General features: G+C 60.6%; 23 protein-coding genes and 1 pseudogene. 10 read left to right on the plus strand and 14 right to left on the minus strand.

Features of this window, described 5'->3' with window-relative positions:
• Positions 1 to 65: 65 nt before the first annotated feature.
• Positions 66 to 860: a WYL domain-containing protein gene (locus BUB53_RS19985; protein WP_057821955.1), complete on the plus strand. Its 795-nt coding sequence runs from the start codon at positions 66 to 68 to the stop codon at positions 858 to 860.
• Positions 861 to 863: 3 nt separating this feature from the next.
• Here the strand turns inward: BUB53_RS19985 and BUB53_RS19990 are convergent, their stop codons facing one another.
• The 5 genes from BUB53_RS19990 to BUB53_RS20015 form a co-directional block, all read right to left on the minus strand.
• Entirely contained in the window at positions 864 to 2,864 is a 2,001-nt protein-coding gene (locus BUB53_RS19990; RefSeq protein ID WP_073037482.1) for a type IV secretory system conjugative DNA transfer family protein, read from the minus strand.
• An 8-nt stretch (positions 2,865 to 2,872) separates the two neighbouring features.
• Positions 2,873 to 5,206 carry a relaxase/mobilization nuclease domain-containing protein gene (locus BUB53_RS19995; protein ID WP_073037484.1) on the minus strand — a complete coding sequence of 778 codons (2,334 nt, stop codon included), beginning with the start codon at positions 5,204 to 5,206 and terminating at the stop codon, positions 2,873 to 2,875.
• Positions 5,193 to 5,786, minus strand: coding sequence for a transposase (locus BUB53_RS20000; RefSeq protein WP_073037487.1), 594 nt, complete (start codon positions 5,784 to 5,786; stop codon positions 5,193 to 5,195). Before BUB53_RS20000 ends, BUB53_RS19995 begins: the two co-directional genes overlap by 14 nt.
• A 518-nt stretch (positions 5,787 to 6,304) precedes the next feature.
• Entirely contained in the window at positions 6,305 to 6,511 is a 207-nt protein-coding gene (locus BUB53_RS20005) for a hypothetical protein (RefSeq protein WP_007120662.1), read from the minus strand.
• Positions 6,512 to 7,049: 538 nt separating this feature from the next.
• Positions 7,050 to 7,979: a DUF2493 domain-containing protein gene (locus BUB53_RS20015; RefSeq protein WP_073037489.1), complete on the minus strand. Its 930-nt coding sequence runs from the start codon at positions 7,977 to 7,979 to the stop codon at positions 7,050 to 7,052.
• Between the two features lie 800 nt (positions 7,980 to 8,779).
• Between BUB53_RS20015 and BUB53_RS20020 the strand changes: the two genes are divergently transcribed.
• From BUB53_RS20020 to qatD, 6 genes are all read left to right on the plus strand, one after another.
• The gene (locus BUB53_RS20020; protein ID WP_073037490.1) at positions 8,780 to 10,006 is read left to right on the plus strand and encodes an ATP-binding protein; all 1,227 of its coding nucleotides are present in this window, start codon (positions 8,780 to 8,782) and stop codon (positions 10,004 to 10,006) included.
• Positions 10,003 to 10,908 (plus strand): restriction endonuclease, encoded by a 906-nt coding sequence (locus BUB53_RS20025; RefSeq protein ID WP_073037537.1) that lies wholly within the window; start codon positions 10,003 to 10,005, stop codon positions 10,906 to 10,908. Before BUB53_RS20020 ends, BUB53_RS20025 begins: the two co-directional genes overlap by 4 nt.
• A 141-nt stretch (positions 10,909 to 11,049) precedes the next feature.
• Positions 11,050 to 12,978 (plus strand): Qat anti-phage system ATPase QatA, encoded by a 1,929-nt coding sequence (gene qatA, locus BUB53_RS20030; protein ID WP_073037538.1) that lies wholly within the window; start codon positions 11,050 to 11,052, stop codon positions 12,976 to 12,978.
• A complete protein-coding gene (gene qatB, locus BUB53_RS20035) occupies positions 12,978 to 13,850 on the plus strand; it encodes a Qat anti-phage system associated protein QatB (protein ID WP_073037492.1) in 873 nt (290 codons plus the stop codon). The genes qatA and qatB overlap by 1 nt, the downstream gene beginning before the upstream one ends.
• Positions 13,847 to 15,187: a Qat anti-phage system QueC-like protein QatC gene (gene qatC, locus BUB53_RS20040; RefSeq protein WP_073037494.1), complete on the plus strand. Its 1,341-nt coding sequence runs from the start codon at positions 13,847 to 13,849 to the stop codon at positions 15,185 to 15,187. Before qatB ends, qatC begins: the two co-directional genes overlap by 4 nt.
• A complete protein-coding gene (gene qatD, locus BUB53_RS20045; protein WP_073037496.1) occupies positions 15,180 to 15,926 on the plus strand; it encodes a Qat anti-phage system TatD family nuclease QatD in 747 nt (248 codons plus the stop codon). Before qatC ends, qatD begins: the two co-directional genes overlap by 8 nt.
• A gap of 119 nt (positions 15,927 to 16,045) precedes the next feature.
• Here qatD and BUB53_RS20050 read toward each other — a convergent pair whose 3' ends face one another.
• The 8 genes from BUB53_RS20050 to BUB53_RS20085 all read right to left on the minus strand — a co-directional run bounded on the left by BUB53_RS20050 (position 16,046) and on the right by BUB53_RS20085 (position 22,345).
• Positions 16,046 to 16,774, minus strand: a complete 729-nt coding sequence (locus tag BUB53_RS20050) for a DUF736 family protein (RefSeq protein WP_073037498.1) — start codon at positions 16,772 to 16,774, stop codon at positions 16,046 to 16,048.
• A 125-nt stretch (positions 16,775 to 16,899) separates the two neighbouring features.
• Positions 16,900 to 17,202: a hypothetical protein gene (locus BUB53_RS20055; protein ID WP_073037500.1), complete on the minus strand. Its 303-nt coding sequence runs from the start codon at positions 17,200 to 17,202 to the stop codon at positions 16,900 to 16,902.
• A 100-nt stretch (positions 17,203 to 17,302) separates the two neighbouring features.
• On the minus strand, positions 17,303 to 17,764 hold the full coding sequence (locus BUB53_RS20060) for a DUF6915 family protein (protein WP_073037502.1): 462 nt from the start codon (positions 17,762 to 17,764) through the stop codon (positions 17,303 to 17,305).
• Between the two features lies 1 nt (position 17,765).
• On the minus strand, positions 17,766 to 18,212 hold the full coding sequence (locus BUB53_RS20065) for a hypothetical protein (protein WP_073037508.1): 447 nt from the start codon (positions 18,210 to 18,212) through the stop codon (positions 17,766 to 17,768).
• A gap of 72 nt (positions 18,213 to 18,284) precedes the next feature.
• Complete coding sequence (locus BUB53_RS20070; RefSeq protein WP_073037510.1) at positions 18,285 to 20,267, minus strand: ParB/RepB/Spo0J family partition protein; 1,983 nt, start codon at positions 20,265 to 20,267, stop codon at positions 18,285 to 18,287.
• Positions 20,268 to 20,422: 155 nt separating this feature from the next.
• Complete coding sequence (locus BUB53_RS20075; protein ID WP_073037513.1) at positions 20,423 to 20,812, minus strand: DUF3768 domain-containing protein; 390 nt, start codon at positions 20,810 to 20,812, stop codon at positions 20,423 to 20,425.
• A gap of 69 nt (positions 20,813 to 20,881) precedes the next feature.
• Entirely contained in the window at positions 20,882 to 21,820 is a 939-nt protein-coding gene (locus BUB53_RS20080; protein ID WP_073037516.1) for an ArdC family protein, read from the minus strand.
• 39 nt (positions 21,821 to 21,859) lie between these two features.
• Positions 21,860 to 22,345 (minus strand): hypothetical protein, encoded by a 486-nt coding sequence (locus tag BUB53_RS20085; protein ID WP_073037518.1) that lies wholly within the window; start codon positions 22,343 to 22,345, stop codon positions 21,860 to 21,862.
• A 446-nt stretch (positions 22,346 to 22,791) separates the two neighbouring features.
• On the opposite strand from BUB53_RS20085, the gene BUB53_RS20090 reads away from it, so the two are divergent.
• The 3 genes and pseudogenes from BUB53_RS20090 to BUB53_RS20100 all read left to right on the plus strand — a co-directional run.
• The gene (locus tag BUB53_RS20090) at positions 22,792 to 23,142 is read left to right on the plus strand and encodes an MbcA/ParS/Xre antitoxin family protein (protein ID WP_073037527.1); all 351 of its coding nucleotides are present in this window, start codon (positions 22,792 to 22,794) and stop codon (positions 23,140 to 23,142) included.
• The gene (locus BUB53_RS20095) at positions 23,142 to 23,654 is read left to right on the plus strand and encodes an RES family NAD+ phosphorylase (protein ID WP_073037528.1); all 513 of its coding nucleotides are present in this window, start codon (positions 23,142 to 23,144) and stop codon (positions 23,652 to 23,654) included. The genes BUB53_RS20090 and BUB53_RS20095 overlap by 1 nt, the downstream gene beginning before the upstream one ends.
• A 212-nt stretch (positions 23,655 to 23,866) precedes the next feature.
• Positions 23,867 to 24,585: pseudogene (locus BUB53_RS20100) on the plus strand (Fic family protein); the annotation flags it as partial.
• Between the two features lie 131 nt (positions 24,586 to 24,716).
• Here the strand turns inward: BUB53_RS20100 and repC are convergent.
• Positions 24,717 to 25,952, minus strand: coding sequence for a plasmid replication protein RepC (gene repC / locus BUB53_RS20105; RefSeq protein WP_073037529.1), 1,236 nt, complete (start codon positions 25,950 to 25,952; stop codon positions 24,717 to 24,719).
• Positions 25,953 to 26,015 lie beyond the last annotated feature (63 nt).

Genomic DNA, 26,015 nt, shown 5'->3' on the forward strand with positions numbered 1-26,015 from the left:
TATATTTTTTAATCGTATAATTTCTAGATGGACATACAGGCGAGAGTCAAGGTAGGGATGCGCACATGAAGCTCGACGACCTCAAACATGCGCAGAGAGAGCGCCTGATCTTTCTGGACCGCTGCCTGACTTGGCGGGGTATGGCAAACCGCAAGGATCTGATCGACCACTTCGGTATTTCGACCGCGCAGGCAGCGCTGGACTTTCGTGTCTATCTCAGTCTAGCGCACAGTACACCGCCGACCTATGATCCGGTGCGAAAGACCTATATTGCTTCGATCGAACACGAGCCTTTAGCACCATCCGGGCTGACCGAAGCCCTCGATATCCTGACGAGCGATGATGAAGATACGCCGCCTTCCGCGTTGCCACGACCGGAACGCAAGGCAGATCGGAGGACTATCGCGCTGCTTCACCAGGCAATCAGGTCGGGGAAAGCCCTCCACGTACGGTACACGTCGATGTCGTCCGGTACCGACGAAGGGCAGTGGATTGCGCCGACCCGCTTCACGTCCGATGGTGAAAGCGTGCACTTGCGTGCCCACAGTTTCAAGCACGGTGAATATCGGAACTACCTCCCGATCCGCATCGATCCTGACAGCTCCTTCGAGGAGAAACCCATAGACAAGCCTCTGCCGGAGGACGTGGATTGGAATACTCGAGCAATCATCTGGCTGCGACCAAAGACAGGACTTTCAGATGAGCAAGCAAAGGTCGTCAGACGTGAATTCGGCTTTGAAGGCGAATGGCTTCGAGTCGAAACCAGAAAAGCGCTGGAATTCTTTTTTGATCGTCGATGGGGGTTGGATACCGTGGGCGCACGGCTTGAGCGCGCGAAAACGGACTACGAACCAATATGATAACTAGATCCCTTCTCGTACGCCGTTCTTGCTCCGCTCCATAGTTGCCTCTAACATATCGAGACCATCGACGGCAGAACGCATCTGCGCCTCATCATCCACGCCCACTGTCTCGCAATTCGCAACCTGGCCCCCAAAATCCATCTCCATCTGTCGTTGTTCCTCGGCGACGACGGCTTGAACGGCGGGCGCGGTCTTCTTTGGGACGACATCGGTTTGCTCTGACGATTGGCCATCCGCAGCCTGGCGTGCGGCCACCACATCGGCTTCGGATCCGCCTGACCCGTCCGGCGGCGGCGTCATCGGCATGGCGCGCATACTCAACGGCAGATTGCCTTGCGGCCCCCCTCCCCCCAGCTCCGGGAACGGCAATTCGCCCGTCTGTGCCGCGTGGATCGCCTTAAACAGCCGATCGTCAAAATACTGGATCCGCTTTGCCCGGACCGGCATTTGGGCATCGATCACCATGACGATCTCGTCGAGCGGCAGGCGGCGCGCCTCATCTTCGGGCAGCAAAGAACTTTCTTCGGTCCGTGTGGACTGGCTGCGTCCTTCGAAGGGGTTCTTGCCGATGGACTGAGACCGCGTGACCACGGTCTTCGTGGTCTTGCCGACAGCCTTGCTCAGCTCCTCGACGGTCTTCTCATCAGAGGGCGTCAGGTAGAGCTTCACCCCCGCGTTGCCCTGTAGGGCGCGGCGGGTGTTTTCGCCATAGATTTCATCAAGAGCGGGGATGGTTTGGGTGACCACGGCCAGATGACCACGATAGGTCCGCAAGGTCTCGATGCTTTCGACCACAATGGGCATTTTTCCTAGGCGATTGAACTCGTCGAGCATGATCATCACGGGCCAGGGCTCGTCGGGGCCGGGGTCTCTTTCCTGCATGGCGGAGAGCAGGTCGGAGAAGAAGAGCCGGATCAGCGGCGCGAGCGGCTTCACCATCAGCGGCTGGACCACGAGGTAGACCGAAAAGGGCTTTCTCCGGATCGTCCGGAAATCAAAGTCCGACACCGCCGTCGCCTCGTCGATCGCCGGGTTCTGCCATTGGTCGAGTCCCGAGGTCATCAGGAGCGAAACGTAGGATGTCAGCGTGTCGTTGTTGGTCGAGGCGAGCCGCGTGAAGATCAGCTTAGCGGCCCTGTTGTCGACCTCATGGCCCCGCGCGAAATACTCCTTCTGCTTGTTCCCTCCCGAGGCGGCGATGCGGTAGATTTCTCCCAAGGTGGGGCGCTTGCGCTGGAAGGCCAAGAGGCCCGCCGCCACAAAGAGATCGATCCCGCCCTTGAGGAGGCCCTGCACCCGGTCGTTGTCGCTCTGCAGGAAGAGCGTCGCCAGAAGCTGCAGTTCCATCTGCTGGCGCGCGGGATCTTTCAGCTCGGAGATGCGCAAGAGCGGGTTGTAGCGATGTGTGCGCTTGCCCTCCCAATCGGTGGGGGCAAAGCGATAGACTTTGTCGCCCTGGGCGGCGCGGTGGCGGGCCGTGGCTTCGAAACACTCGCCCTTCACATCGAGCGTCACGGCGGAGCCCTGCCAGGTCAGCAGGTTCGGAATGACGAAGCCAGTGGTCTTGCCGCGGCCCGTGGGCGCGACGATCAGCGCGTGCGGGAAGACTTTCGAGCAGATGTACTTCGCGCGGGATTTAGGAGAGCCGAGTTTGCCGAGGATGAACCCGGTCCCGGGCGCCCCAAAGAAGCCATTGGCCTTCATCTCGCGCGCAGACTGCCAATGAGTCTGGCCAAAGCGTGTGAGGGCGGACCCTGAGAGGGCGAGGCCCAGCATAAGGCCGGCGGCGGTAAAGCTGCCGATGATCAGGTGAATAAGTTGCGCGTCCTCCGGGCGGCGATCGAGGATCGCCAGATAGTTCTGCGCGATATAGGCAAAGTCGATCTCGGCCCCGAAGCCGAGATCCTGATAGGTCAGCACCGCCGAGGCGATGGTGTAGCCCATGGCCCCGGTCACCAACGTTACCAGAAAGACCCCTGTGGCGATCCGCGCTTTTCCCATGGAGGCGCTCAATGGACCTGGCCCCGCTCGGTCTCGCCATCCACATCGCCAGTGCGGTGTTTTTCATACTCGGCGTCGGCAAGATCATCGACCACCTGGCGCAAGGCCTCAGTATTGGCCGTCGAGGCATCGGATTGAAGATAAACCTTGGCGACATAGAGCCGGTCGAGGCGGTCCTCGAGAACCTTGTCCAGCGCATCGGCATCCCCGGATGTGAGCCGGTCGAGTTGGCGAACGTCCAGCACCCGCGCGATCTCGCCGCGGAAAGCGTCCCGCTCCGCCTCGGTCTCGAAGGGCGCAGACAACTCCCCTGCCCGCTCATGGTCCACGACGCGCGCAATCTCGTCTGCGAGACGGTCGATACGGTCAGTCTGCGGCGCCGTTTCATCTCGGGTTGCTAGACGTTCGTCACGCGTGCCCAACCCGAGCCCCTCGCGCATCTCGGTTTCGCGACGGACCTGATTGATGGCCTCCGTGTCCCGGATATCCACAACGGCGGCATAGGTCGCGCCGAGACCACGGGCGAGGTGGGACGGCATGTCCGGATAGCGCGCGCGCAAGTCATCCGCGACCGCATCTGCGACAGGCGTGCGGAGGTCGCGTCCCTCCATGATCCGGTCGACCTCGCGGGTGATCTCGCTGGCGCGGGCCGCATCGGTGATGGTCTCCCTGTAGGGCTCGGACCGGTCGATCACATCGCCCGGCCGTGCGAGCAGGTCCGGGTGTGCCTCGAGATACGCGCGCTGCTCGGTCTCGATCCGGCGCTCCGCCCGCGAGACAACCTCCCAGACCCGGTCCTCGATCTGCTGCGCGCTCAGGCCGTCTGCGCGCATCTCCTGACGGATTGTCCCTTCCATCTCCCGCACCGCACCCTGGTGATAGTGGAACCGCTCGCTGACCGGTTCTGCTTCCACGACACCATCCCGGCGCAGCACGTTCTCCCGTTCCAGCAGCGTACCGAGTTCGACGTGCACATCGTTGAGAATGTCGCGCGCCTGTTCCAGATCAGCGCGACGTTCGAGGTTCAGGTCACGCGCCTCGGCCACCTTGGAGAGATCATCGGCGATCCATTGATGTTCGAGCGCGGCACTCGAGGCCCTGGTTTCGATCCGGGCGACCACTTCCGCTGTGCTGATCCCGGTGCCGCGCAGGGCGGTGTCTATGCGCGACCGCAAGTCCGTCTCGGCCAGACGGTCCAGCTGACTGGTGTCGATGTTCGGCTCGGAATAGATCCCACCCTCCGAGGGGGCGTCTGATAGCGTGGATGATCGCAAACCGAGAGGCTGCATGTGCTGGACCTGCGTCTGGATCTCGATGAGGCGTTTTTCCAGCACGGGACGTTCCGCGTCGGACTTCTCGGCAATCATGCCCTGCACCCGCGCGAGCTTCTCCGCATAGAGGCTTCTCAGGTCCTCGAAACTTTGATCCTCGGCCATATACACATCTCCTGTTCGGTCCACCTGCCCGCCGCGCGCCAGCACCTCGCCCGCGCGGAAGAGGGCCGCGGCAATATCCTCGCGGGCCTCGCGCGAAGCCTCAGCGGCAAGCGAGTGGTAGATGGTTTTCGTATTGGCGATTTCCGCCAGCGTCCGGGTCAGGTCGGCGCCCACCCGTTCGCGCTCGCGGGGTGCGCGCCCCTCTTCCTTCGCGGCATAAACTTCGCGGGTAGGGGCGGGGTAATGCACAACCCCGCGATCCACCCGGCGCGTCGCTTCCAGCCGCACGCCGTACTTCTCCGCCTCCTCGACCATGGCGAGGCGGAAATCGTCATAGTTGAAGCGGTGGTTGCGCCCGAGGAAAAAGAACTCGCCTTCCTGCGAGCGGCGGTTCAGCACCAGATGCGCATGCGGGTGATCGCGGTCCTCATGCACCGCGATGATGTAATCGAAATGCCCCTCATCAGTCTGGAAGAACCGCTCGGCCACATCCGTCGCGATGTCGCGCACATCCTCGCCGCGCGTGCCGATGGGGAAGGACATGAGCATGTGGGTGGTCTGGCCCAGCTTGGGCTTGAAGCCCGCATCCCACCGCTTGGCAAAGCGCTCGGTCAGGTCCTTGATGTCACCCGCTTCGAGCTTCGCCTTGCCATCGAGGAACCCGCTACTGTCGACGATATGGGTGGACTTGGTGGTGAGGTAATCGAGTTGGTTTGCAAGCTGTGATTTGTTGTGCGTCCCCCCGCCCCGGATCGCCTTGAAGACCGCTGGCCGATGCCCTGTCGCCGCGCGCATGAGCTGTTTGTGCTTGGCGACATGCAGCCCCTGCATCGAGCCCCGGATCCGGCTCCAGCCGTCCCGGAAGACCTCGCCTGTGACAGCGTCAACCGCATCATTCAGCCGCATGGGCAAACTCCCTTAGCGCGGCCGTGGCCTCGAGCTGCATCGCGTCGCGCCGACGCCGCAGGAGCAGATCGATCTCGTCGGCGGAATCGAGGATGAACCGCGCCAACCCGCGCATCTGCGCAAGGCGCAATTCGGAGAACTCGGCACCCGTGCCGACCACGGCTCCCTGCCCCATCCGGTTGGCCTTCGTCATCTGCTTTGCGATCTGCGCGACACCATTGCCAACCTCGTGCAGAGAGGCCCTGTAGCGTGCCATCTCTGCTGCCATCTGCGCGTCCGGAACGAACACCCCACCCGCCACCTGTATGAGCCGCCGCAGCCCCTCGGCCCGGCTCTCGATCCCCGCCTTCGCCAACACCGCGTCGAGCGCCTCAAGCTCCGCAGCGGTGACCTTCACACTGACCGCTGAGACCGGGCTCGCGGCATCCGTCTGGCGCTCTGCATCGGCTTTCAGGACGTAGCGCACGGCCCGCGATGTGACCTCGAAACGCTCAGCCAGCTCAGACGTCGACACACCCTCCGCGGCTTCGCGGACGATTTGCATCTTCTCGATCTCTGTCAGGCGTTTTGTTCGGGACATGCGGAAGAAAGACCCCCTATTTCCTGCCACCTTCCACCAAGGCTGCCCCCACCTTACGATAATACACCTAGCTGTCAATTATATACTTACGTCGCATTCAGGCTCAGGCAGCCTTGGTGTCCGCTTCACGCCGCGGCCCGCAGGGACGCGGCTCTGCCGCCCTCACCACCGGGCAACCCACCTGTCCTTGGGGTCCCGTCCGCCAGCCCCGCCCGACGGCCTGGCCGAACGCCACGTGTTCGGACGGAACCGCGGGCGGGCGCAAACCCCACCGACAGGGCGGACAGGCAGGGTCAAGGAGGGCCAGATTTGGGTCCCCAAATCTCTGCCGCAAAAACCGGGAGGCCCTGGCCGATAGGTTTTTGTGGATGGCCCCCTTGAGGCTGACTGGCCGGTCTGTCGCGACCTGATCATTCCGGGGGGAGTGCGTCCGTTGAACGCGCAGGGACCGGCATCCCTGGAACAGGGACAGGGCCGCCCCAAGATCGTCCCGGGGCGGCCCATCCTCGTCAGAGGATTCAGTCCTGGGGATCTTTCGCGCTCGGTGGGAACATCACCAGCTCCGAGACCGCGACCGGGAAGTCGAGCTTGAGGCTGAAGAACTCCGAGCCGTCCCCGTTGCGGGTGTTGCGGAACATCGCACCCACGCGCTGAAAACGGGTGCGCTCCTGGCCATCGGTATCGGTGAACTTGACGGGGACGGTGGCGACGTAGTGGTTGGTCATTTGGGTTACTCCTTGTTGCGATGGGGATCACCCGGCACGGGGGCAAGAGGCCCGGTCGCAAGCGCAAATGCGGAGGGTCCGCGGCCAGCCGTGGAAGCCGTATTTGTGCTTGCCGAAGCGTGAGCTGAGGGCACGAACGGGCCGACCCCGTGCGATCCACATCCATGAGCAAAAAGGAGTGATCCGGATGATCCTTGCCATCACGCAGTCGCCACCATCCGCGTCCGCGTCTCGCAGATCATGGCCGGGGTGCTGACGGAGCCCGCCCGCGTGGGCGCGATGTTCCGAAACACCACCCTCGGGACGCGCAAGTCTTCAGCCTCAAGTGGGACGTCTCGACCCCTCGCGTCTTGCATCGCTGACGATGTGCGTGAGGTGCGCCCCATCCCCAGCCCGTACCGATTTAGATGGGCCGCACTCAGACGGACCGGGCGGAGCGACGACAGTGCTGGCCGCCGCGAGCTGCCGATCACGCGTGACTGACCGCACGCGCCATGAGACATGACGAAAGGGCCGCGCCAAGCGCGACCCTATCTCTTCAATCTTGCGCAGTATTCTTCGCCGGGTCCGCAACCCGCATGACCGTCAGGCCTTTCGCTTCCGCTTTCTGCCCGAGGTTCAGCGCGACCCCGTTGCCACCGAAGAGAACAACCCCGGTCGCCGCGAACTTGTCGTCCAGCATCTCGTCGTTGCACTTGAACGGCGCCGCCCGCCCATGCGCGGACCAGCGCGGATCGAAACGCGCCTGCGCAACACCCCGTGCGCGAGCCCACCGAGCCGCGATCATCTCCGCCCCGTGCTTGCCACCCTTGTGGCAGAGGAAGATTTCCTGATTGCGGTTCTGCTTGATCCGCTCGCGAACCTTGTCGAGCGTGTTGAAGATCACATCAACATCAGTCCAGTCGGTGGCGCCCGAGACGATCAGGGGCACCCCCTCGACTTTCGACTTCTCCGCGGTTTCACGATCATGCTGCTCGAGGAGCTGCCGGGCCTCGAAGACCGCCCCGGTCTCTTGCGCCCGGACGCTTGCGCGCGAGCCTGCCGCCGGGATGAAGGCGTGACCCGTCTCGATCTCGTAGCATTCCGCCGCCGCCTCGCTCATCACCTCGATGGCGCTGACAATCTCGCGCAGGTGCAGAAAGCGCGCCTGCGCCTCTTCGAGTGCGGTCTCGGCGATCTCCGACCCGTCGTGGGATTTTGCCAGCGCGCCGATCTTGTCCGCAGTGCGGTCGACCTCCTTGCCGAGCGCCACCTTGCGGCGCTGCAGGATCGTGGCGAGCCCATGCGCCAGCGGTTCGATTTCTGCCTCAAGGCCGGTATTGCGCAATTGACCAAGCAGAGCCTCGAAGCTCTCGCGAATGATGCGGTCGGTCAGGACGTGATCCTCCGGGATCGGCAGCTGCGCGTCCTTCTCGGTCAGCCCGAAAAGCTCGATGGTCTCGTAGGTGTTTGCGGTGTCGTAAGCCATGTCTGGTCTCCAGTGTTCGGTTCCAAGGCCACCACGTGAGTGTGGGGGCATGGCCGAATGCCTGGTTTCCGAATCTGCCCGGGTCAGGGACGGCGCAGCCGCCGGCTTGCCGGGCGCAAAAGTTTTCCGAGCGCAGCACCCGACACAGGCCCGCGCTCACGCACGGGACCGCCCCAAGCCATATGTACCGCCCTCGCCGAAAAGTTTTGCGATCCTTGACGCGGGCTGATTTGGGGGCCATCCGGAGGATATGCTTCCACGCTCATGTGTGTGTGTTTAGACGGTAGGTTTGCCCGACCCGAGCAGGCAAACGGCCCGACCGGACGCGGGAGACGGATGAAGCGGCGGGATCGTTTTGGCCTCAGGCCAAAACAGACCAGAGAGCAATCCGGCGGAGCGGCCGGGGAGGGACGTGCTCGCGAGGCGGGCAAACCGGGGGCCTGGGTGCAACGCCGCGGTGAGGCCGCATGGCCGAATGCGCGACGGACCGAAGGGCCGTTCTCCCCTGCGACACGCGAAGCCGAGCTGGGGAGGCCGTGAGGCTGGTTGCTAAGCAGAGGATCAGGAGCTCGCGCTTCCTACTAGAGATCGCACGGCACGACGGAGGTGATGTACTCGAAATCTCGCAGAACCGGCGAACAGCGTTGCCAAAGAAGGCAGGATTGTCGCCAACACGTTAGGCTCGCGAGCTTGAGGTTTTGGGCTTTCATTCAGTCGGGCCTCAACTTTCAATTAGTCGGCAGTTGACTTTCAATTGGTCGGAGGCGTACTTTCAATCGGTCAAAAGGAGTCGCACGGCGATGTACCCAAGATTTGCCAAGGCTAGAGTGGAAGAGGCGCTGTCCGACACCCGCGTGGTCCTCATCTCGGGGCCGCGTCAATCCGGCAAAACGACACTTGCAACCGAAATCGCGTCGGACAAGACACCCTTTCTGACACTGGACGATGCCAACGTATTGCGGTCGGCGATCAATGATCCGGTCGGTTTCGTCCGCGGATTGGACCGCGCAGTAATCGATGAAATCCAACGCGCACCCGACCTTCTACTCGCCATTAAGAACTTGGTCGATGACGACAAGACACCGGGGAGGTTCCTCCTAACAGGTTCGGCCAATCTCATGACCATTCCCAAAGTGGCAGATTCACTTGCTGGCCGAATGGAGGTCGTTCGATTGTTGCCACTCTCGCAAGCAGAAATCCTTGGGACGAAATCAGGGTTCATCGATCGGGCCTTTGCGCGGGAGATGCCGACGGCTGACCACATGATTGTCGGTCACGACCTCGTTGAAAACGTCCTCTCCGGAGGGTATCCAGAAGCGCTCGGCCGAGTGCGTTGGGCGCGGAAGCAGGATTGGTATCACGGGTATCTTGATGCGATCGTCCAGCGCGACGTCCGAGACGTGGCCCAGATCGAACAACTTGCCATCATGCCGAAACTGATGTCGGTGCTTGCCGAGCACTCAGGACAGTTGGTCAATTATACTGGCATCGGTGCCAGCATCGACCTCAATCATGTCACCACACAAAAGTATGTAAGTGTTTTCGAGAGCCTCTATCTCGTTCACACCCTGCAGCCCTGGTTCACGAACCGTCTAAAACGCCTGACCAAGTCGCCCAAGCTCCATTTTTTCGATGCGGGCCTCTTGGCAGCAATGCGGGATATTTCGCCAGATGTAGTCCGAAAAGACAAAACGAGCTTTGGCGCGATCCTAGAGACGTTCGTGTTCGGCGAGTTGCGGAAGATCGCGACGTGGAGCGAACAGCGGTGCACATTCTCGCATTTTCGAGACAAGGACAAGAACGAGGTCGACATCGTATTGGAGAACCGACGAGGTGAGGTCGTCGGGATCGAGGTGAAGTCGTCCGCCACCGTTTCGGCAAGTGATTTTTCGGGAATGCGAAAACTAGCGGACGCCTGCGGCAAGAAATTCGTCCAAGGCATGATACTCTACGACCATGACCGGGTCGTGCCGTTCGGCGAAAACATGTTCGCTGCTCCGCTCTCATGCCTATGGGGTCACTCATGAATCTCGTCGAGGAACAATGCGTCGAGGATCTCGCGGACCTTCTCTACAATTTCTTGCCTGGGAGCGGAAACTCACGGACCGCATTCCCATTGGCAGCAGCACAAGTCCAATGCGAGGACTTGTGGACCGGAGGAAGCAAGCGTCCAGCCATTGTTCAAATGTTGTCGTCAACCCTCAGTCAACGGCGACACAAGCTCAGCGCGTTGATGTTGGCGATCGTCCGGCAATCGATGACTTGGCGCAGAGGTAAAGGCGAACCGCTAACCCGCGCGGAAGTAGATGGTTTGAACGCGCTCCTTTTGCGTCTGTCGATAAAGGTGCCCGAGCTAAACGATCCCAAGTTTCTTGAATCACTGGCGGAAGCCCAAACCGAGCCGGAGGCGACTACGGAACCAAAGAAGGCCACGCTTTCGGACGAGTTAGCGCGCACGCTATCGGCGCGTCTGATCAGCCTGTTTGAACACCCTCCTCAGCGACGCGGCTTTGAATATGAGCGCTTTCTAACCGAACTTTTCGCCGCGTATGGTCTGACGCCGCGAGCGCCTTTCAAACTGACAGGCGAGCAGATTGACGGAAGCTTCAAGTTGCACGGCGAAACATACCTCGTGGAAGCCAAATGGCAGGCTCGCCGCACGGGACAATCCGATCTGCTAACCTTTTCGGGAAAGGTCTCAGGCAAGGCGACGTGGGCGCGTGGGCTTTTCATCAGTAATTCGGGCTTCTCTGAAGACGGCCTCAAGGCCTTCGGGACGGGTAGACGCACAAATATAATCTGTGCTGATGGGTTGGATCTGCATCAGGTCGTCCACAACCGCCTCTCTTTGATCGACGTGCTTGACGAAAAGCTGCGACGCGCCGCTGAAACCAACCAAGCATTTGTTCCGGTTCGAGACTTGTTATGACGAGAACCGAGCGAGCAAAGAAGACCAATAGATCGGGCAAGCCTGCCGGTTTACGACTAATCACTCGGCGAGCGACGAGGCGGCAAAGCTGCGCGCAATCGACAATTATTGAAACCTCGAAATCCTACGGAAATGGCTTTCATGATTATTCCAGATAACGAGACCGCCATCGACATGATCTACTCAGAAGCCGTCTCCGCGACGGTCGCGAAGGTGATCAGAGAATCTGGGAACGAACCTCTCACGATCGGTGTCCATGGGGACTGGGGTGCTGGAAAATCGAGCGTGTTGCTCATGCTGGAGGACGCGTTTTCGGAGGACGATCGCACATCCGTCGTCCGGTTCAACGGCTGGCTGTTCCAGGGCCTCGAAGACGCAAAGACCGTCATCATCGAAACGATCGTAGAGCAATTGCTGCGGGATCGAGCGTTCACCACCAAGCTGAAAGACGCATCCAAAAAACTGCTTAAGCGCGTCGATCTTATGAAAGTCGCGTCCAAGGCGGGTGGCCTCGCCCTGACCGGGCTTACCGGTATCCCATCCCCGGACATGCTCGGCGGGCTCATGGATCAGGGGAAGAAGCTCTTGGCCGGTGGCGAAGAGCTGACGGTTGGCGATATGACGGGGTACGTCAAGAATGTCACAGATTGTCTTAACGACCCTGAAGCCGAAACCTTGCCTGCCCATATTCACGCCTTCAGGGTGGAATTCGAGGAACTGCTCGCGGCAGCGGGCATTGATCGCCTAGTCGTTGTTGTTGACGATCTGGACAGATGCCTTCCCGCCACGGCGATCGAGACACTTGAGGCGATACGGCTCTTCCTGTTCGTTCCCGGCGCGTCCTTTGTCATCGCCGCCGACGAGGGAATGATCGAATATGCCGTGAGGTCCCATTTTCCGGACTTGCCGCTATCATCGGGCCCGTCGACCTATGCCCGGAACTACCTCGAAAAGCTTATTCAGGTGCCGTTCCGACTACCGCCACTGGGATACGTCGAGACCAAAATCTATCTCACGCTTCTCGTCGCCGGTAGTTCGCTCGACACCGGTTCGGCCCCCTTCGACACATTGCTTGATCTGGGTCGCGAAGCGCTAAGACGTCCCTGGGACGGGAACGGACTGAGCCGCGGTGTGATCGAAGAGCGTCTCGGTGCGGTCTCGGCGGAGCTGGAGAATGCGCTCATTCTCGCCGATCAACTCGCGCTGCCGCTCGCTGAAGGCGCTCAAGGCAACCCGAGGCAGATCAAGAGATTCTTGAACACGCTCAATCTCCGTCTCGCGATCGCGGACGCGCGCGGGATCAGTGACGACGTGAACCCCGCGGTCCTCGCCAAGCTGATGCTCGCCGAACGTTTCAAGACCGATTTCTTCGAACGCCTCGAGGCCGAGGCCGCCGTCAGCGGTTCCTCCATAACCGTTGCGACACTCGAGCAAACGCTGCGCGAAGATGATGAAGAGCCCGAAAAATCCAAGAAACCGGCCACCGCCAAGGGCCGGGGTCAAACGGAGAGACTCCCGGAGGACGACCTTCTTGCGAGCGAATGGGTCAGACGATGGGCTCTGGTGGCCCCCGCGCTCACGAACGAGGATCTGCGTCCTTATTTGTTCGTGTCCCGAGATCGCAAGGCGCTATTCACCGCAGGATCCAATCTCGCTTTGAAAGAGGACTGGATCGAGAAGCTTTGCGGCAGTACCCTAGGCGCGCGCGCAGCGGCAGTAGAAATCGTCAAGCTCACTCCCGGAGAAATCGAGCAGATCTTTGACGTGGTGGCCGCAAGGATCAGGGCTGCAACAGATCTGAAGAAGCGGCCTGGTGGCATCGAAGGCCTTGCGGAGCTGTGCAAAATATCCGCCAATCTCCAGACCCCTACGGTTCGTCTTCTCGCGGACCTGCCAAGCGGTCAGCTAGGGCCATGGGCAGCCACGGGCTGGGACAATATCTTCACCGGAGCGGAAGCCAAACGAGAGTTTGCCAAACTCAAAGAGGGCTGGGCCAAACTTGATGAGAACAAGCCGCTCCAGCTCGCTGCGGGCGGTGGACGAAATCGCCGTGGGAAGGAAAAAGGGTAATGGGGACTTCGAACTCATACGGTGGACCCGCGTCCGGCCTCGTTCCGGATTGGGTCGACGACGTCGATTCGGGCATGGGCAGTGGCGATGAAGGGTCTGATCAGGCCGGAAGCGATAGTTCTGAGACCGAAAAACCGACCCCTGGTGAGGCCGACGGGCTGAGCGCAGCGCAGACGCCGCCCGACGTGGAAACTCCCGACGGCAATTTCACCTATCCACGCGGCCAATTCACCCGTTTTACAAACGGTGGCGGTAGCAAGTCGCTCGGACGGGCACTGAAAGGCTACGTCAGCGCTGCGGGGGGCGGTGCCGGAGCAGCACGCCGAATGCCTCACTCCACTCGGGTGGCGTCAGGTGTCGCCGGGCTCGCAAGCGCCGTCGCGAACGAAGGTGCCGAGGCGGCGCTCGCCCGATTTGATCTTCAAGACCTTGCGGGTCGGCCGGCCGCGGAGGTCCTCGAAGCCGTCGCGGAGGTAATCTGTCCCGATGGTGGGACGATCGATGAATCGATCGCCCGTGACGCGATGCTCGAAGCGATCGCAGAGGTCGCGGAAGATGATCCAGGCGCATTCGATGAGCTTTCTCGCGACCAACTCGATGAATTCCTGTGTGATGTGATCACCCGGAGCGTGGTTACCAAGGTCCTGAACGAGATCGGCACGAACGCGTTGCACGGATCCGCATCCGACGCCGACTTCCGGGAGGCCGAGCGGATCACACGCGATTTTACGCAGGGACGGGTCAGGGACGCGCTTGGTAACCGGTTCGATGTCGGATCCCAACCGACACAATCCGAAATCGATAGAAGCATTTCCGAGGTTTATGCCAATACTTTCGACATGCTCGGAGCCGTCCTGGAGACCATGCAATGAAACGAAACATCTTCGTTCGTTTGGGGCGCGCCGACATCGTACCTCCAGAGGGTGCAACTGACATCACTATCGATATGGTCGACAATTTTGGGGATCTCGACAGGGGACTGGGTCAGCTGCTGGACCGGCTCTTCAAGCTGGGCGCGACACCGAGCGAGGCCGCAGTCGACCTCATGATCATGGCGACCGCGGTGTACGCCGCCGACACCGGCGTCTCGCGGGAGCGGTACGCCGATGACGGATGGACTCGCATGATCGATCTCAGCGTTCCCGTGGCAAAGCCCGAGCTCTGGCGACGCCAGCACGACCATCTGTCCCGAATGCTGCAATTCTTGACGGGCGATCATTGGAGTTTCACGTTCCGTCACCGGCCGGACGAATTTCAGTCCTTCACGAAGCAGCCCGAAGAGATGGACCTCACAGACTTCACGCAAGTGAGCCTGTTCTCGGGCGGATTGGACAGTCTCATCGGCGCGATCGATCTCCTCGCCTCGGGGCAACGACCGCTCCTGGTCAGCCATTATTGGGACGGTGAGGCGTCCAGCGCGCAGCGCCAGCTGCTCGAGGTATTGAAGGAACGCCATGCGGACGCGTTCGAATCCGTCCGGGCCTATATCGGCTTCCGAAAGTCGGACTTTGCCGAAGCTGGGAGCGACAACAACCAGAGGGCCCGCTCCTTCCTCTTCTACAGCCTCGCAGTGGTTGCGGCCGATGCCGTCGCCTCCACAGACAAGGTGCTCATCCCCGAAAACGGATTAATCGCGCTGAATGTACCCATGGACGCCCATAGGCTCGGATCACTTAGCACACGGACGGCCCATCCGCATTTCATCCGACTAATGTCAGAACTGGTCAAAGTTCTGGGCATCGACGTGACGCTGGAAAACCCCTATCGATTCAAGACGAAGGGAGAGATGGCCAGAGAATGCAAAGATCGCGACCTTCTGGCCGAGTTGGCCCCGGCCTCGATGTCTTGTTCGCACCCTGCACAGGTCCGTTTCGAGAGCGCGCCGCCCCAGCATTGCGGGCGTTGTGTTCCTTGCCTGATCCGTCGCGCATCACTCGCTGCAGGGCTGGATGAAGCGGACACCACCCCGTATTTCCTGGACGACCTGAAGGGAAGTGTTCTGGACTCGAAGTCGGCCGATGGGAAGAATATCAGGTCCTTCATGTTTGCCGCCGAAAATTTGCGACAAAACCCCGGCCGCGCGCGGTTTCTCGTGCAAAAACCTGGCCCTCTTAACCATGACGATCTGGACGCTTACGTGGACGTCTATCGGCGTGGGATGGACGAGGTGTCGGAGATCCTAAAGGGCGTAAGGGCGAAGCATGTGTGATGAGAGCCGACCCGGTCCTGTCGACTTTCATTGTCACCTCGACCTGTATCAGAACATGGAGGCGGAGTATACTCGTTGCGAGGCCGCGCGATGCCTGACTCTGGCAGTGACGACGACACCCAAGGCTTTTGCCCGAAACGCTGAGATGGCCCGTAACAGGCGCTTTGTGCATGCAGCCCTTGGAATGCACCCGCAGCTTGTCGCGCAACGAGCATCGGAGCTTTCTCTGTTCGAAGAACTCGCGCCCTCGACCAGGTATATCGGCGAAGTCGGCCTGGATGCAGGTCGCCGGTTCTATCCTTCATTCGAACGCCAAAAATTGGTGTTCGAACGCGTGATGGCGCTCTGTGCAAGGCTCGGCGAGAAGGTAATCAGCATTCACAGTATTCGAACCGCTAAACAGGTGCTTGATGTCATCGAGAAAACGGGGGCGCATCGCACATGTGTTCCTGTTCTGCACTGGTTCAACGCTTCGGGGGCGGAGATCAGACACGCGTTGGAACTAGGCTGCTATTTTTCGGTCAACGAACAGATGCTGCTGGCTCCACGGGGGCGCAACTTGCTTGAAACGATCCCTATAGAACAACTTCTCACCGAAACGGATGCCCCGTTTCAGTCTGATAAGGCTCCAGGCGACGTGCACGGGGCCATTCGGTTGATTGCCAAAGAGCATAACTTGGACGATTCAGCGGTCGAGGCCAGAATTAGGCGGACGGCCACGGAACTGTTGGCGGAATAGGCTCACATCTCACGACGGTCATGTGTCGGGCTGCCCACAAACATACCGACGAAGAAAAAGGGGAACCGTGTAACCACGGCTCCCCCTTGCTGCTCCGTTGTTCAGGTCTCTTGCAGTAGTCAGGCGACCAGCGACAACCCCGCGCCTGCGTCCTGCGGCTGCTCACCGCTGTCGATGAACGGGATGATAGAGAAGGTCTGACCGCCGCGCTGTTCTTCGTTCTGCACGGCGTTGACACGCAGGTCGCCATCGGGCGTGTTGATCAGCAGCGACAGGTAGTCATTGCCCGTGCGGCTGCTTTTGGCCATCCACGCCGAGCCAACGCGGATCGGCGTGCCCCGGGGCGAGCTGACCTCGATCCGGTAGTCAGGGTGGGTCTCCTCGGTCTTGTAGCTGTTCTCGATCAGCATGAACTCCAGATCGAACATCATGTTGGCGATGTAACCGGTGAAGGCGTTGTCGGCGTCCATGGCGGTCAGCTCGCCCGAGATCGAGCCGGATTTCATCAGACCGTTCGAGACCAACGGGATGATTTCGAATTCGCCGCTCTGGGCCGCGCGCGCCTCTTTCGTTTGCACCGCGTTGACCCGGAACGGGCCCAGGCCGACATCGATCTGCATCGAGATGTAGGGGTTGCCGCTGGTATTGCCGGTTTCGTTCCAGGCCGTGCCGATGCGGACCTTGCGGCCCGACTTGTTGATCGCCGTCACGTCAAAATCCGGGCTGCGTTCGGACATCTTGGCCCGTGCCTCGAGCTGGATGGCGATGTCAAAGCGCGTCGAATGGATCATGCCGGTGTATTCGGCGGCTGTGGTCTCGACGTTGCGGGTGAGGGTTCCTGCGAACATGGGATAGTTCCTTCTTGGATTGGCCGGTGCCTGACGTTCTTGCCAGCGCATCCGGGATTGCTTTCTCGACCCCTCCTGGGATCACAAACCAGAAAGCTTGCTTTCCTTTCAGCCCCGCCCAAGCGTCAGAGCTGCCGTCCGAGTGGGAATGCCCCCGCGCCTCCGGGAGCTACGCCCCTCCCCTGCCCGTCTGGTCTTGATTGGCTGCCCGGATTTTCTGCGGCGTCCTCCGATCGCGCGATGAAGAACTCCGCCTCTTTTCCGTTCAACCGGTGCTCGCCCCGGTCGGTCAGACCGATGCAGCTATCATTAAGCACATAGGTGATGAGGTACTGACCGAGCCGGTCCTTGTGGACAACGTAGCCGGTATTGGCCCAATGCACGGTCTGGCCGGCATCGACGGCGGCCTTGATTTCATCGAGTGTCATGCGAACCTCCTTACGAAGAATGGTGGGGAAACGACGCAGGAAGCCCGGTCGTCCAACCGGGCTTCCATGCACTATTCGTTTGGCAAACGGCCAAGAGCTGTCAGGCACCTTGCATGGCTTGCGTAGCACGCGCCGCCATCCAATCCTTCAGACCAAGAACCGTTCTTCCGGCGGCGACTTCAGATGCCCAGGCGACCCTTGGGTCGCCGCAGGGCTCATCGCCGGAATGCCGGTCGATGTGGCCATTGGCCATCCATGGCTCAGGCTGTATCCGTCGAAGCCAGTCCGCCATGCTCGGGATACGGCCCTGACAGTCTTCGCGCACATGCTGCTCGCCGATCCAGCGCACGGGGATTTCTCGACCAGCGCTATTGGTCAGGGTCAGGCCGAAGACACGTTCGGCCTCAAACAGGCCAAGGGCGTGATGGCGCAAAGCTCGGTGCGTAAAGAGCGCGAGGTGCTCTTTAGAGGCATCGAACCAATCGTGTATGGACTGATAGTCAGACGGCACGCCGCCGAATTTCCGGGCAGAGCTTTCAGCATGATGAAGCGGATGAGCCATCTCAAAGCCCCTCGTCATAGCTGTGCGCGCATTCAACGTAGCGGTCCGCATGATCGAGGATGATGCTGTCGTTGCGCAAGTCCCAGGTCAGCGTTCCATAGCCGCCCTGCCCCCGGTCGATGAGCACCTGCACATCGTCGAGGATGTCGGTGTAGAACTGGCCGGTCAGATCGCGGAATGCCATACGGCGCTGCGCCATCCAGTCGGTGTCGCGAAACGGGTTCATGCCGTCGGCGAAGGCGAAGGAGGGATCGGCCTGTTCGGTGGTGACGATACGGGTGGTCGTGCCATCGATGCCATTGGAGCGCAGATGCACGCCATTGCCGACGATGAGAATCAGGGCGGGCCTGTCCACCGGACCGTTCCAGTTGGGCAGGAAGGTTTTGCAAGCGCGCGCATGGGCGATTTGCGCCGCAACAGCGGTCGCAGAGAACTTGAGAATAGCCATGGGGGTGTCTTTCTGTTCAGTTTGGAAGGGTCGACCCGCGCGGGAAATGCCTCGCGCGGGTCGCGTGATGGCTCAGGCCGCTTGCGCGACCTCGCTGTCAGGCTCCGGGGTGCCCGCAGTGGGTTCCGCCTCATCAAAGGCGAGACCGGCGGTCTGCATCATCGGGGGGCACCAGGCGGCGACAGCAGCCCGCTGCGCGTCCGTGAGCGTGGCGAAAGGCTCGGCGAAGAGCTTGTCGCAGAAGGCGACGATCTCCTTCTTACTCGACGAGGCCAGCGTCACCGCCTCCTGGGCCAGACCCAGTTCCTCGCCGAGGATTTTCAGGAGCCAGGCCTTCTTGAAGCGGTTGAAGAGCGCCGCGTTCGGCGTCCAATGGGCGCGAATATCGGGCATGATCTCGATCTCGAACGCATGCATCAGGCTGTCGCGCTGCCGGTCCCGCGCGAAGCAGGACTGCGTCGTGCTTGCCGTCGCATAGGCGACGAGCTTGGCCTTTTTGCCTGCCTCCAGCGCGCGGAACGCCGTGAACTGATCGGCTGGGGACCGGGTGTCATCGAGCCACGAGAGGTCCAGCGCATCATGCGCCGCCGCCACCTGCTCGAGCGAGGTTGCGTCGATATCGTCCATCTTGGCATGGCTGCGATATTCCTTGCGGGCATCGATCTTGATCGCCTGCGTGACGCTCATGCCGGTGCCCAGGACGTCGCTCACCAGCTTGAAGAGCGTCAGATCAAGCGTGGCCTCGGGATGCAGCGCCATCGCCGCGCCGAGCGCCATCGCTCGCTCGGTTTTGAGGTCTTCAGCCAGCGAGGCCGGGTAGGTGATTTCGCCAGCGTCCGGGGCCTCCTCCCCGGTCGGGCTAGCCGAGGCGCCGCGCGCGCCCTCCTCTTTCACAGTGTCCTCCGGGCGCACGAGGCCCACATGGAGCGACACTTGCCCGTTCGACCAGGATGCGATCACGCCTGCACGGGCGAGGTCCTCGCCGCTATAGGCCTCCTGCAGGTCGCGGGATTCCTCTTCCAGTGCGTCCACGCAGTCGTAGAGAGCGTTGTAGGCGTCGTCATCGAGCTCCTCATCTTCCATCTCGAGCTGCAGTTGCTCAAGCTCGGCGGTGATCTCATCGATGCGCTTCTGGGCGGCCTCGTCGGGCTCGATCGGGCCGGGATAGACGCGGCCATAGTCCGCCATGGTCGCATAATCATAGCGGACCATCGCATCCGCCCAGGCAAAGCCCAGTTTTGCGCGGACCTCTTCGGCAGCGGCCCCGAGCTTCTCGAGCAGGATGGTCTCGACCAGCGCGGCGTCTTCCAGCACCGAATGCTCTTCCAGCAGATCGGCCGCGATCGCTCCGCCGCGGGCCTCATAGTCCTCGCGCACGAAGGCCCCGATATCGTCGCTGACCTGCACGCCGCGGGACTTGAGCGCCTGGCGGACCGTATAGGCCTGCAGGTAGCTGTCTTCCTTGGTGAGCGCCTCGTAGACCTCGCGCTGCACCTCCTGGCTCGGGTGCTGGGCAAAGGCCTTCATCGTTTCGAGCGTGATCACCTTCGCCCGGGCCGCTGCGCGGATGTCGGGGTGGATCAGCCCGTAGCGCAACCGACCTTTCACGGCCGAAACTGTGGTGCCGAATGTCTTGGCGATGGTCTCAGGCGTCTGGCCGTCGACCTCCATCATCCGGGCGAAGGCCTCGAACTCGTCGATGGCATTCATCGGCGCTTGCGTGATGTTCTCGGCGAGCGACAGGGCCGTGGTGACGTCGCAATCCTCGGGCACGATGCGGCACTCGACCTTGGTCTTCGCCGTGAAACCCTTGGCGGCCTTGTCCGCGGCCAGCTCCTTCAGCGCCGCATGGCGGCGGCCACCGGCGAGTACGGCGTATTTGCCGTCGAGCTTCTGCACGAGGAGCGGTTGGAGCAGGCCCAGCACAGCGATGCTGGCCTTCAGATGGGCGATGTTCTCGGGGTCATAGGTTTCCGGGGAATTGCTGCGCACATTGGCGGTATGCGGGACCAGATCGCCGATCGCGACGGTGAGAGGGGCAAAACTTGTGGTCATGGGATATCCTTCCAGGTGGGTGAAGTGTGGTCCGCGCGCCCGCGCGTGACCAATCCCCGGCTTCGGGGATCACAACGACAGAAGACCCGCTTTGCCTTTTTGGGGCAGCGGGCCTTCATCGTCTGAGATGTCAGGGGGAGGCATCCCCTGCCCTTCTACCAATCGCGCGCCAGCATGATGGTCAGCACACGCATGGTGGTGACGGGATTGTCCGGGGTCTCGGCCCCGTAGCGGAAATCGGAATCCGCCTCATAGAGATCGATTTTCCAGAACACGGTTTCGCCCCGGATCTCGACCGCGCCGAAATCGTGCCATCCCTCAGGGTCATTTTCAGGCTCGAAGGTGTCGAACTCACCAGTGGCCTTCACCGCCTCGGCCATGAAGCCATCGCCGGCCTCCATGAGCGAGCGGGTCACATGCATGCGGCCCTGGATGGGCTGCGCGGGCGGCACCCCGAGGCAGGCGAGCTTGCGGAACGCGTCGTTTTGCGCCGCGATCACACTCGGATCCGGACGGTCTGGCTGGGGTTGAACGGTCATGGACATGGGGATCTCCTTTGAGAAGTTGAAACACCCTTCTCAAAGCCCTCTTTCCCTTTTGCCGACACAAATCCCTCATGCGGCCTGAGCGCCCTCCCCTGCCCTGCCCGCCTCCGACCGCGCGATCAGGTAATCACAAGCGCGCTGCGCATCGGCGGCGTGCTTGAAGATTGCATTCTTGTCCGAGCGCAGGACCCGTAGCCAGTTGTAGAGGTAGGCCGCGTTCATCTCGAGCGTATGCGCCGTGAAGCCGAGCGTCTGACCCAGAAACACCGAGGTCAGTTCCGCGACGATCTCCTCGCGCGCATATGACGTGTTGCCAAACTTCGAGAGCCCGAAATCGCGGTTCAGCCGATGCCGGGCTTTCGTGGCATGGGCCAACTCATGGGCCCAGACCCCGTAGAAGTTCCGCGGGTTCTCAAACCGCGTGATGGAGGGCATGAAGACCTTGTCCACGGGTGGCAGGTAGTAGGCTTCCGTTCCCGTGAAGACCGTCGTGATGTCGATGGCCTCGAAAAACGCCTGCATATGCGGGATGGGCTCGGCCGGCGGATGTTCGGGCGCTGGCTCGGGGTCCGGATAGAAGCTCTCTGGCAGGCCCTCGATCTGGCAGGCATTGAAGACGCGGTAGGACTTCTGGAAGCGGAAGACGCGGGCCTCCTCGGGGCGATCATCGCTCTCCTCGTGGTCATCCTCGCCGCCGGCGTCTTTCCGGCTTTGGCCGTAATAAACGACGACAGAGGATTTTTCGCCCTTGCGCACCTTTGCATCCAGGGCATTGGCCTGTGGCAGCGTCATCCAGAAGGGCGAGCTGTGGCCCGCCATCACGGTACGCATCGTCAGCAGGAAGTTGTTGACCCCCTGGTAGGGCTCACCCCCCACGCGCAGGGGGCGCGAGCTGCCGCCTGCCGTCCATGGCTTGCGCCACGGCAGGACGCCGCGCTCGATGATGCGGATGATTTCGTTGGTGATGACCTCGGAGGCATCGAATTTGGGCGTGCGGGATCGTGCCATGGTTGGCGTCCTTTCTTGTGTTGGTGAGAAGATTGGGGGTCAGGTTGACTGACGGGGCCGCGGATCATTGGCGATCTTCGCGCCAAGCTCTTCGACCATGTCGATGTAGGTGGTCAGTGAAACGGACCTACCGGCACCTGAAAGGTCAGGGTCGACCGAACCGCCCCGCGCCACCCGCGGCAGGTTCGCGAAAGCGATGACATCGGTGACGGGTCGGATATCGATGAACGGGGTCCCTCGTGCGACCGCAAGAGCGGCCAAGGGAAATCGTTCGATCGGCGCGAAAGTCGACACTGTGGTCCAGCCGAGATGGAGGAACGTCCCACCCTCCCCGCAGATCACATGCGCGTTTGGCAATAACGCCGCCTGCTTCAGATGGCCGAGATCACGCATGACGGTCTCGCTTTCGAGCCGCTTCGCCAGCCCCATCTGGCCAGTTCGGCGCAGTTCTCTATGCCGCCACCATGAGGCTGCGGTTGCGCGGAGCACGCGCAAGACACCTGATTGCATGGGAATGCCCTTCATCCGGAACGGCAGACCGGAACCCGGCCCGGACCCATCTGAGGGACCCCAAAGGCCCTCATCCGTCAGTCACAAAACCCGAAGGACACTTTAACTTTCCAACCGCCAACTGCACCTAGGCAACTGCCAAGGGTCCGACACCACCGCGGGTCCCAGTGACCTCATGCAGTAAGTGCCGGTTGGGGTCCAAGATCGGCAAGCCATATCGGCAACTCTGGCCCGGCCGCGGCAGTCTTTGGCATATTATCAATAACTTATCTGATATTCTCGATCGGCAACAATACGCGCCCACTGCGACCTTTCAGGCCCAAAAATCCGGATATCCGACGTTCAGAGCAATACAGCGTTACGGATTAGCTTGGGAAACGAAGGCGCAGCACCCCCTGACAACTTGAATTTCAGCGATATTGCCGCTATATAACGTCAGTATCACTGTAGGAATACAAGTCATGCACATTACGAACTTCGCTGAAGCTGGTCAGTTCGAACCGCGCAAGATCGCCGCAGCCTTGCGCACTTCGGCTGAGGAAATCGCATTGACAGTCGGTTTGGGCAAGGACGCGTTACAGAGGCGAGCCCGCATCGGCTCTGACAAGACGCAGCGCCGCTTGCGCGAACTGGTAGAGGTGCTGAACAAAGTCGAACCCCGCTTCGGCTCGGAACTGATGGCCTATGCATGGTACCGGTCAGAGCCCCTGCCCGGCTTTGATGGCCGGACAGCCATGCAGCTGGTGCAGGAAGGCAAAGCGCAGCAAGTTCTGGAATACATCGATGCGGTCGATGCGGGCGTGTTTGCCTGATGCCTCTGAAAGATGGACGTTACACAGGGCCACTCTATCGGGCCCTGAACCCGGTCTATGCGCGTGAACCTCTTTCCGGACGAGGCGCTGAACTCTATGGAGGGCGCCTTAACGCTAAGGGTACCCCTGCCCTCTACACCTCGCTCGATCCCACGACCGCGCTTCGTGAAGCCAACCAGGTCGGCAGCCTGCAACCCACGATCCTGGTGTCCTACACGGCCGACCTTGGGCCTATTTTCGACACGCGCGATCAGGGCGGGCTTGAACGGTATGGCACCTCAACGACGATGCTTGCCGACCCTGCATGGCGCATGAAGATGCTCGATGGCCAACCTGTGCCGACACAGGATTTAGCAAGCGCCCTCATTGCGGATGGGTTTGCAGGGCTTCTGATCCAGAGTTTTGCGAAGGGCGCGTCGTCATCGGACTTCAACATCGTCCTGTGGGCCTGGACTGACAATTTAGGTTCTTTAGAAGTTGTGGATGACGAAGAGCGGCTGTCACGAATGTGAGTTGTGAGACTTGGTGCCGGATCTGTCCAAAACGGTGGACATCGGTCGGTCTGAGAAAACCGGAATGACCAAAAGGATTCGCCCAAGTCGTTTCTTTGGCTCGGTGGTTATGAAGCATCTGGAGAGACCGCTCGAGCATTGCCAAGTTGTTTGCGTTTGCCGAGGCCGGTAGAGGTCCCGCATGCTGATCTCATCATCCATGCCGCGCCTGAAGGGCTATCGATGAGATGCATCGCAAGGGCACCCTGCCCCACATCCGTCGAATTCCTGACTTGGGTCCATAAGAGCTTCTACGACGAGATGCCTGACGAGTTTCGGGTCATCGAACATCCCGACGGCACACAGGAGCCCATTGTTCCGGGACAGGTCAGCGCCAGGACGAAGATCGAGAAGTCGCGATCGCGTCCGCACATCACCGGCTGAACTACATCCACCCTTTCCCGGACGGCAACGGGCGCGTCAGCAGACTGATGTCTCATGCCATGGCCCTCACAGCCGGGATCAGCGCCCATGGCTTTGGTCGGTATCGCGTGGACTGGCCCGCGGGTTGACGGGTCGGGGCGAGTACAAACGGATGATGGATCTGGCCAACAGTCCTCGCCGCGGAGACCGCGAGGAACGGGGGAACCTGTCAGAAGCGGCACTGAAGACGTTCAGTGAATGGTTTCTTAAGGTAACGCTCGACCAGATCACCTTCTCAAAAAGACTGTTCAAGCTCGGCGGATTGGACCAGCGATATCGTCGTCTTGTTGCAGATACCATCGATGACAAACGTGCGCCGGACCTGATCTTGGCGGTTCTTCGGCATTGCGCACTGGACCGAGGCGATGCGCAGATCGTGCTGAAGACGCCTGTTCGGTTGGCGTTTCCATTGGATTATCGAGAACGGCTCTTTCCAAACCTTTTTGGTGATGGTGACCTGCCCGCGTGAGTGGCAATGGAAGCATCCGGTTTGTGGACATGTCCGCGAGCGTACCCTCTGACCATGTTGGATAGAAGTTCACAGCTGTGAACCATCCCGAGCTATCCTAATTTTCTGCCGAGTTCACAGCTGTGAACTCATCATGCAGCATCCCGCCGCATCAAGGCCATGATCATCGGACCACAGGAGAACTCCCCAATTGCCGCCTTTGAAGATAAGGTTCTCAGGTAGCCTCCAGGTGATCGGATATCTGCAAACCGTTCAAGCATTGCAACAATGACAACAGACGCTTCTTCGGGTCCCATATAGCGTTTCGCTTCGTCCCAGGCCGAAGGCGAAATACCCATCATCGGTCTGACCGTGTCAGCCACCCGGACCAGATCGTGCCAATGGCGCACAGGATGCTCGGAATATGCTTTGAATTCCTGACAAGAGGCTAGGACTAGTCCAAGCGGTATGTTTGGCATCAGTTGATCGTCAGTATTTGAGGCTGAGTTAGCCTCATGTTCAGAACACAGAGGGCCATCGGCGACTTCTCGGTCTTCACGTCCAACGCCTCCGCCCCGTGCTTTTTCCAAGCAAGGTTCAAGATCATAAGAGTCTTTATTTGAATTATGATAGTGCTGCTCAAAAACAGCATCATTGGTGCTCATATTTTCTGTTTCATAGCCATCCAGAAGGTTTCGAGCGTGATCTAAGGCCGACCCCAAGGCATCTTCGATGCGCCTAAGGTCTTCCATTTCTAGTTTTCTGCGAAGATCTCGGGCTGTCAGGGCCGCAAGATCAGAAAATTGGTCCCAGACGCCCTGATCTGGACGAAGTGCGCGCCCATACTCCACCAGCCCCGCGAGGTCACGCCGCATGAGGCTGACAGTGGAACGTAGGCGCTTGTAACGCTCCTCTGCGGCCCGCACGGCCTCAGCGGCCTCACAGACCTCCTGGAAGCGTCGAACAAGCGGAGAGAGGTCGAACCCGAACGCAACCTTTTCGTCACCGTAGCGGCGGGCATAGCGCTTCCCATTGGGGCTATCGCGCCGGACGACAAAGCCAGTCTGGACAAGGTTGGAGAGGTGGCGCCGCATCGTCGAGCAGGGCATCCCGTTCAGGCGCTCGCAAATCGCCTTGTTGGACGGATGTACAATCAACTCGCAGTCGTTGCCTCCGAGAATCGTCGCTTGGTGAAAGCTGACCAGTGCCTGAAGCACCGTTAAATCTCGATCTGACAAGCCGAACGCGACTCGAGCGGCAGCGAGCTCCCTCAGAACCTCCCACTTGTTGGTGCCGGCTGGGGGCAGATCTTCTTGAGCTGCTGCCTGGTGCTTCAGAATGGCAGCATCTATCGTTCGCCGAAACGGCGTTACGGGCGTGTAGTCCATTTTATCATTCACGAAGACAAAAATTTCCCGGCCCGCGAATCACTTTGGACTTGCGGAAAATGG

The sequence above is a fragment of the Roseovarius pacificus genome, assembly GCF_900142665.1.
Classification (GTDB): Bacteria; Pseudomonadota; Alphaproteobacteria; order Rhodobacterales; family Rhodobacteraceae; genus Roseovarius; species Roseovarius pacificus.

Excerpts from the sequence above, each read along its gene's own strand:
- BUB53_RS19985 (WP_057821955.1), top strand. The coding sequence starts at position 66 with ATGAAGCTCGACGACCTCAAACATGCGCAGAGAGAGCGCCTGATCTTT.
- BUB53_RS19990 (WP_073037482.1), bottom strand. The coding sequence starts at position 2,864 with ATGGGAAAAGCGCGGATCGCCACAGGGGTCTTTCTGGTAACGTTGGTG.
- BUB53_RS19995 (WP_073037484.1), bottom strand. The coding sequence starts at position 5,206 with ATGCGGCTGAATGATGCGGTTGACGCTGTCACAGGCGAGGTCTTCCGG.
- BUB53_RS20000 (WP_073037487.1), bottom strand. The coding sequence starts at position 5,786 with ATGTCCCGAACAAAACGCCTGACAGAGATCGAGAAGATGCAAATCGTC.
- BUB53_RS20005 (WP_007120662.1), bottom strand. The coding sequence starts at position 6,511 with ATGACCAACCACTACGTCGCCACCGTCCCCGTCAAGTTCACCGATACC.
- BUB53_RS20015 (WP_073037489.1), bottom strand. The coding sequence starts at position 7,979 with ATGGCTTACGACACCGCAAACACCTACGAGACCATCGAGCTTTTCGGG.
- BUB53_RS20020 (WP_073037490.1), top strand. The coding sequence starts at position 8,780 with ATGTACCCAAGATTTGCCAAGGCTAGAGTGGAAGAGGCGCTGTCCGAC.
- BUB53_RS20025 (WP_073037537.1), top strand. The coding sequence starts at position 10,003 with ATGAATCTCGTCGAGGAACAATGCGTCGAGGATCTCGCGGACCTTCTC.
- qatA (WP_073037538.1), top strand. The coding sequence starts at position 11,050 with ATGATTATTCCAGATAACGAGACCGCCATCGACATGATCTACTCAGAA.
- qatB (WP_073037492.1), top strand. The coding sequence starts at position 12,978 with ATGGGGACTTCGAACTCATACGGTGGACCCGCGTCCGGCCTCGTTCCG.
- qatC (WP_073037494.1), top strand. The coding sequence starts at position 13,847 with ATGAAACGAAACATCTTCGTTCGTTTGGGGCGCGCCGACATCGTACCT.
- qatD (WP_073037496.1), top strand. The coding sequence starts at position 15,180 with ATGTGTGATGAGAGCCGACCCGGTCCTGTCGACTTTCATTGTCACCTC.
- BUB53_RS20050 (WP_073037498.1), bottom strand. The coding sequence starts at position 16,774 with ATGTTCGCAGGAACCCTCACCCGCAACGTCGAGACCACAGCCGCCGAA.
- BUB53_RS20055 (WP_073037500.1), bottom strand. The coding sequence starts at position 17,202 with ATGACACTCGATGAAATCAAGGCCGCCGTCGATGCCGGCCAGACCGTG.
- BUB53_RS20060 (WP_073037502.1), bottom strand. The coding sequence starts at position 17,764 with ATGGCTCATCCGCTTCATCATGCTGAAAGCTCTGCCCGGAAATTCGGC.
- BUB53_RS20065 (WP_073037508.1), bottom strand. The coding sequence starts at position 18,212 with ATGGCTATTCTCAAGTTCTCTGCGACCGCTGTTGCGGCGCAAATCGCC.
- BUB53_RS20070 (WP_073037510.1), bottom strand. The coding sequence starts at position 20,267 with ATGACCACAAGTTTTGCCCCTCTCACCGTCGCGATCGGCGATCTGGTC.
- BUB53_RS20075 (WP_073037513.1), bottom strand. The coding sequence starts at position 20,812 with ATGTCCATGACCGTTCAACCCCAGCCAGACCGTCCGGATCCGAGTGTG.
- BUB53_RS20080 (WP_073037516.1), bottom strand. The coding sequence starts at position 21,820 with ATGGCACGATCCCGCACGCCCAAATTCGATGCCTCCGAGGTCATCACC.
- BUB53_RS20085 (WP_073037518.1), bottom strand. The coding sequence starts at position 22,345 with ATGAAGGGCATTCCCATGCAATCAGGTGTCTTGCGCGTGCTCCGCGCA.
- BUB53_RS20090 (WP_073037527.1), top strand. The coding sequence starts at position 22,792 with ATGCACATTACGAACTTCGCTGAAGCTGGTCAGTTCGAACCGCGCAAG.
- BUB53_RS20095 (WP_073037528.1), top strand. The coding sequence starts at position 23,142 with ATGCCTCTGAAAGATGGACGTTACACAGGGCCACTCTATCGGGCCCTG.
- repC (WP_073037529.1), bottom strand. The coding sequence starts at position 25,952 with ATGGACTACACGCCCGTAACGCCGTTTCGGCGAACGATAGATGCTGCC.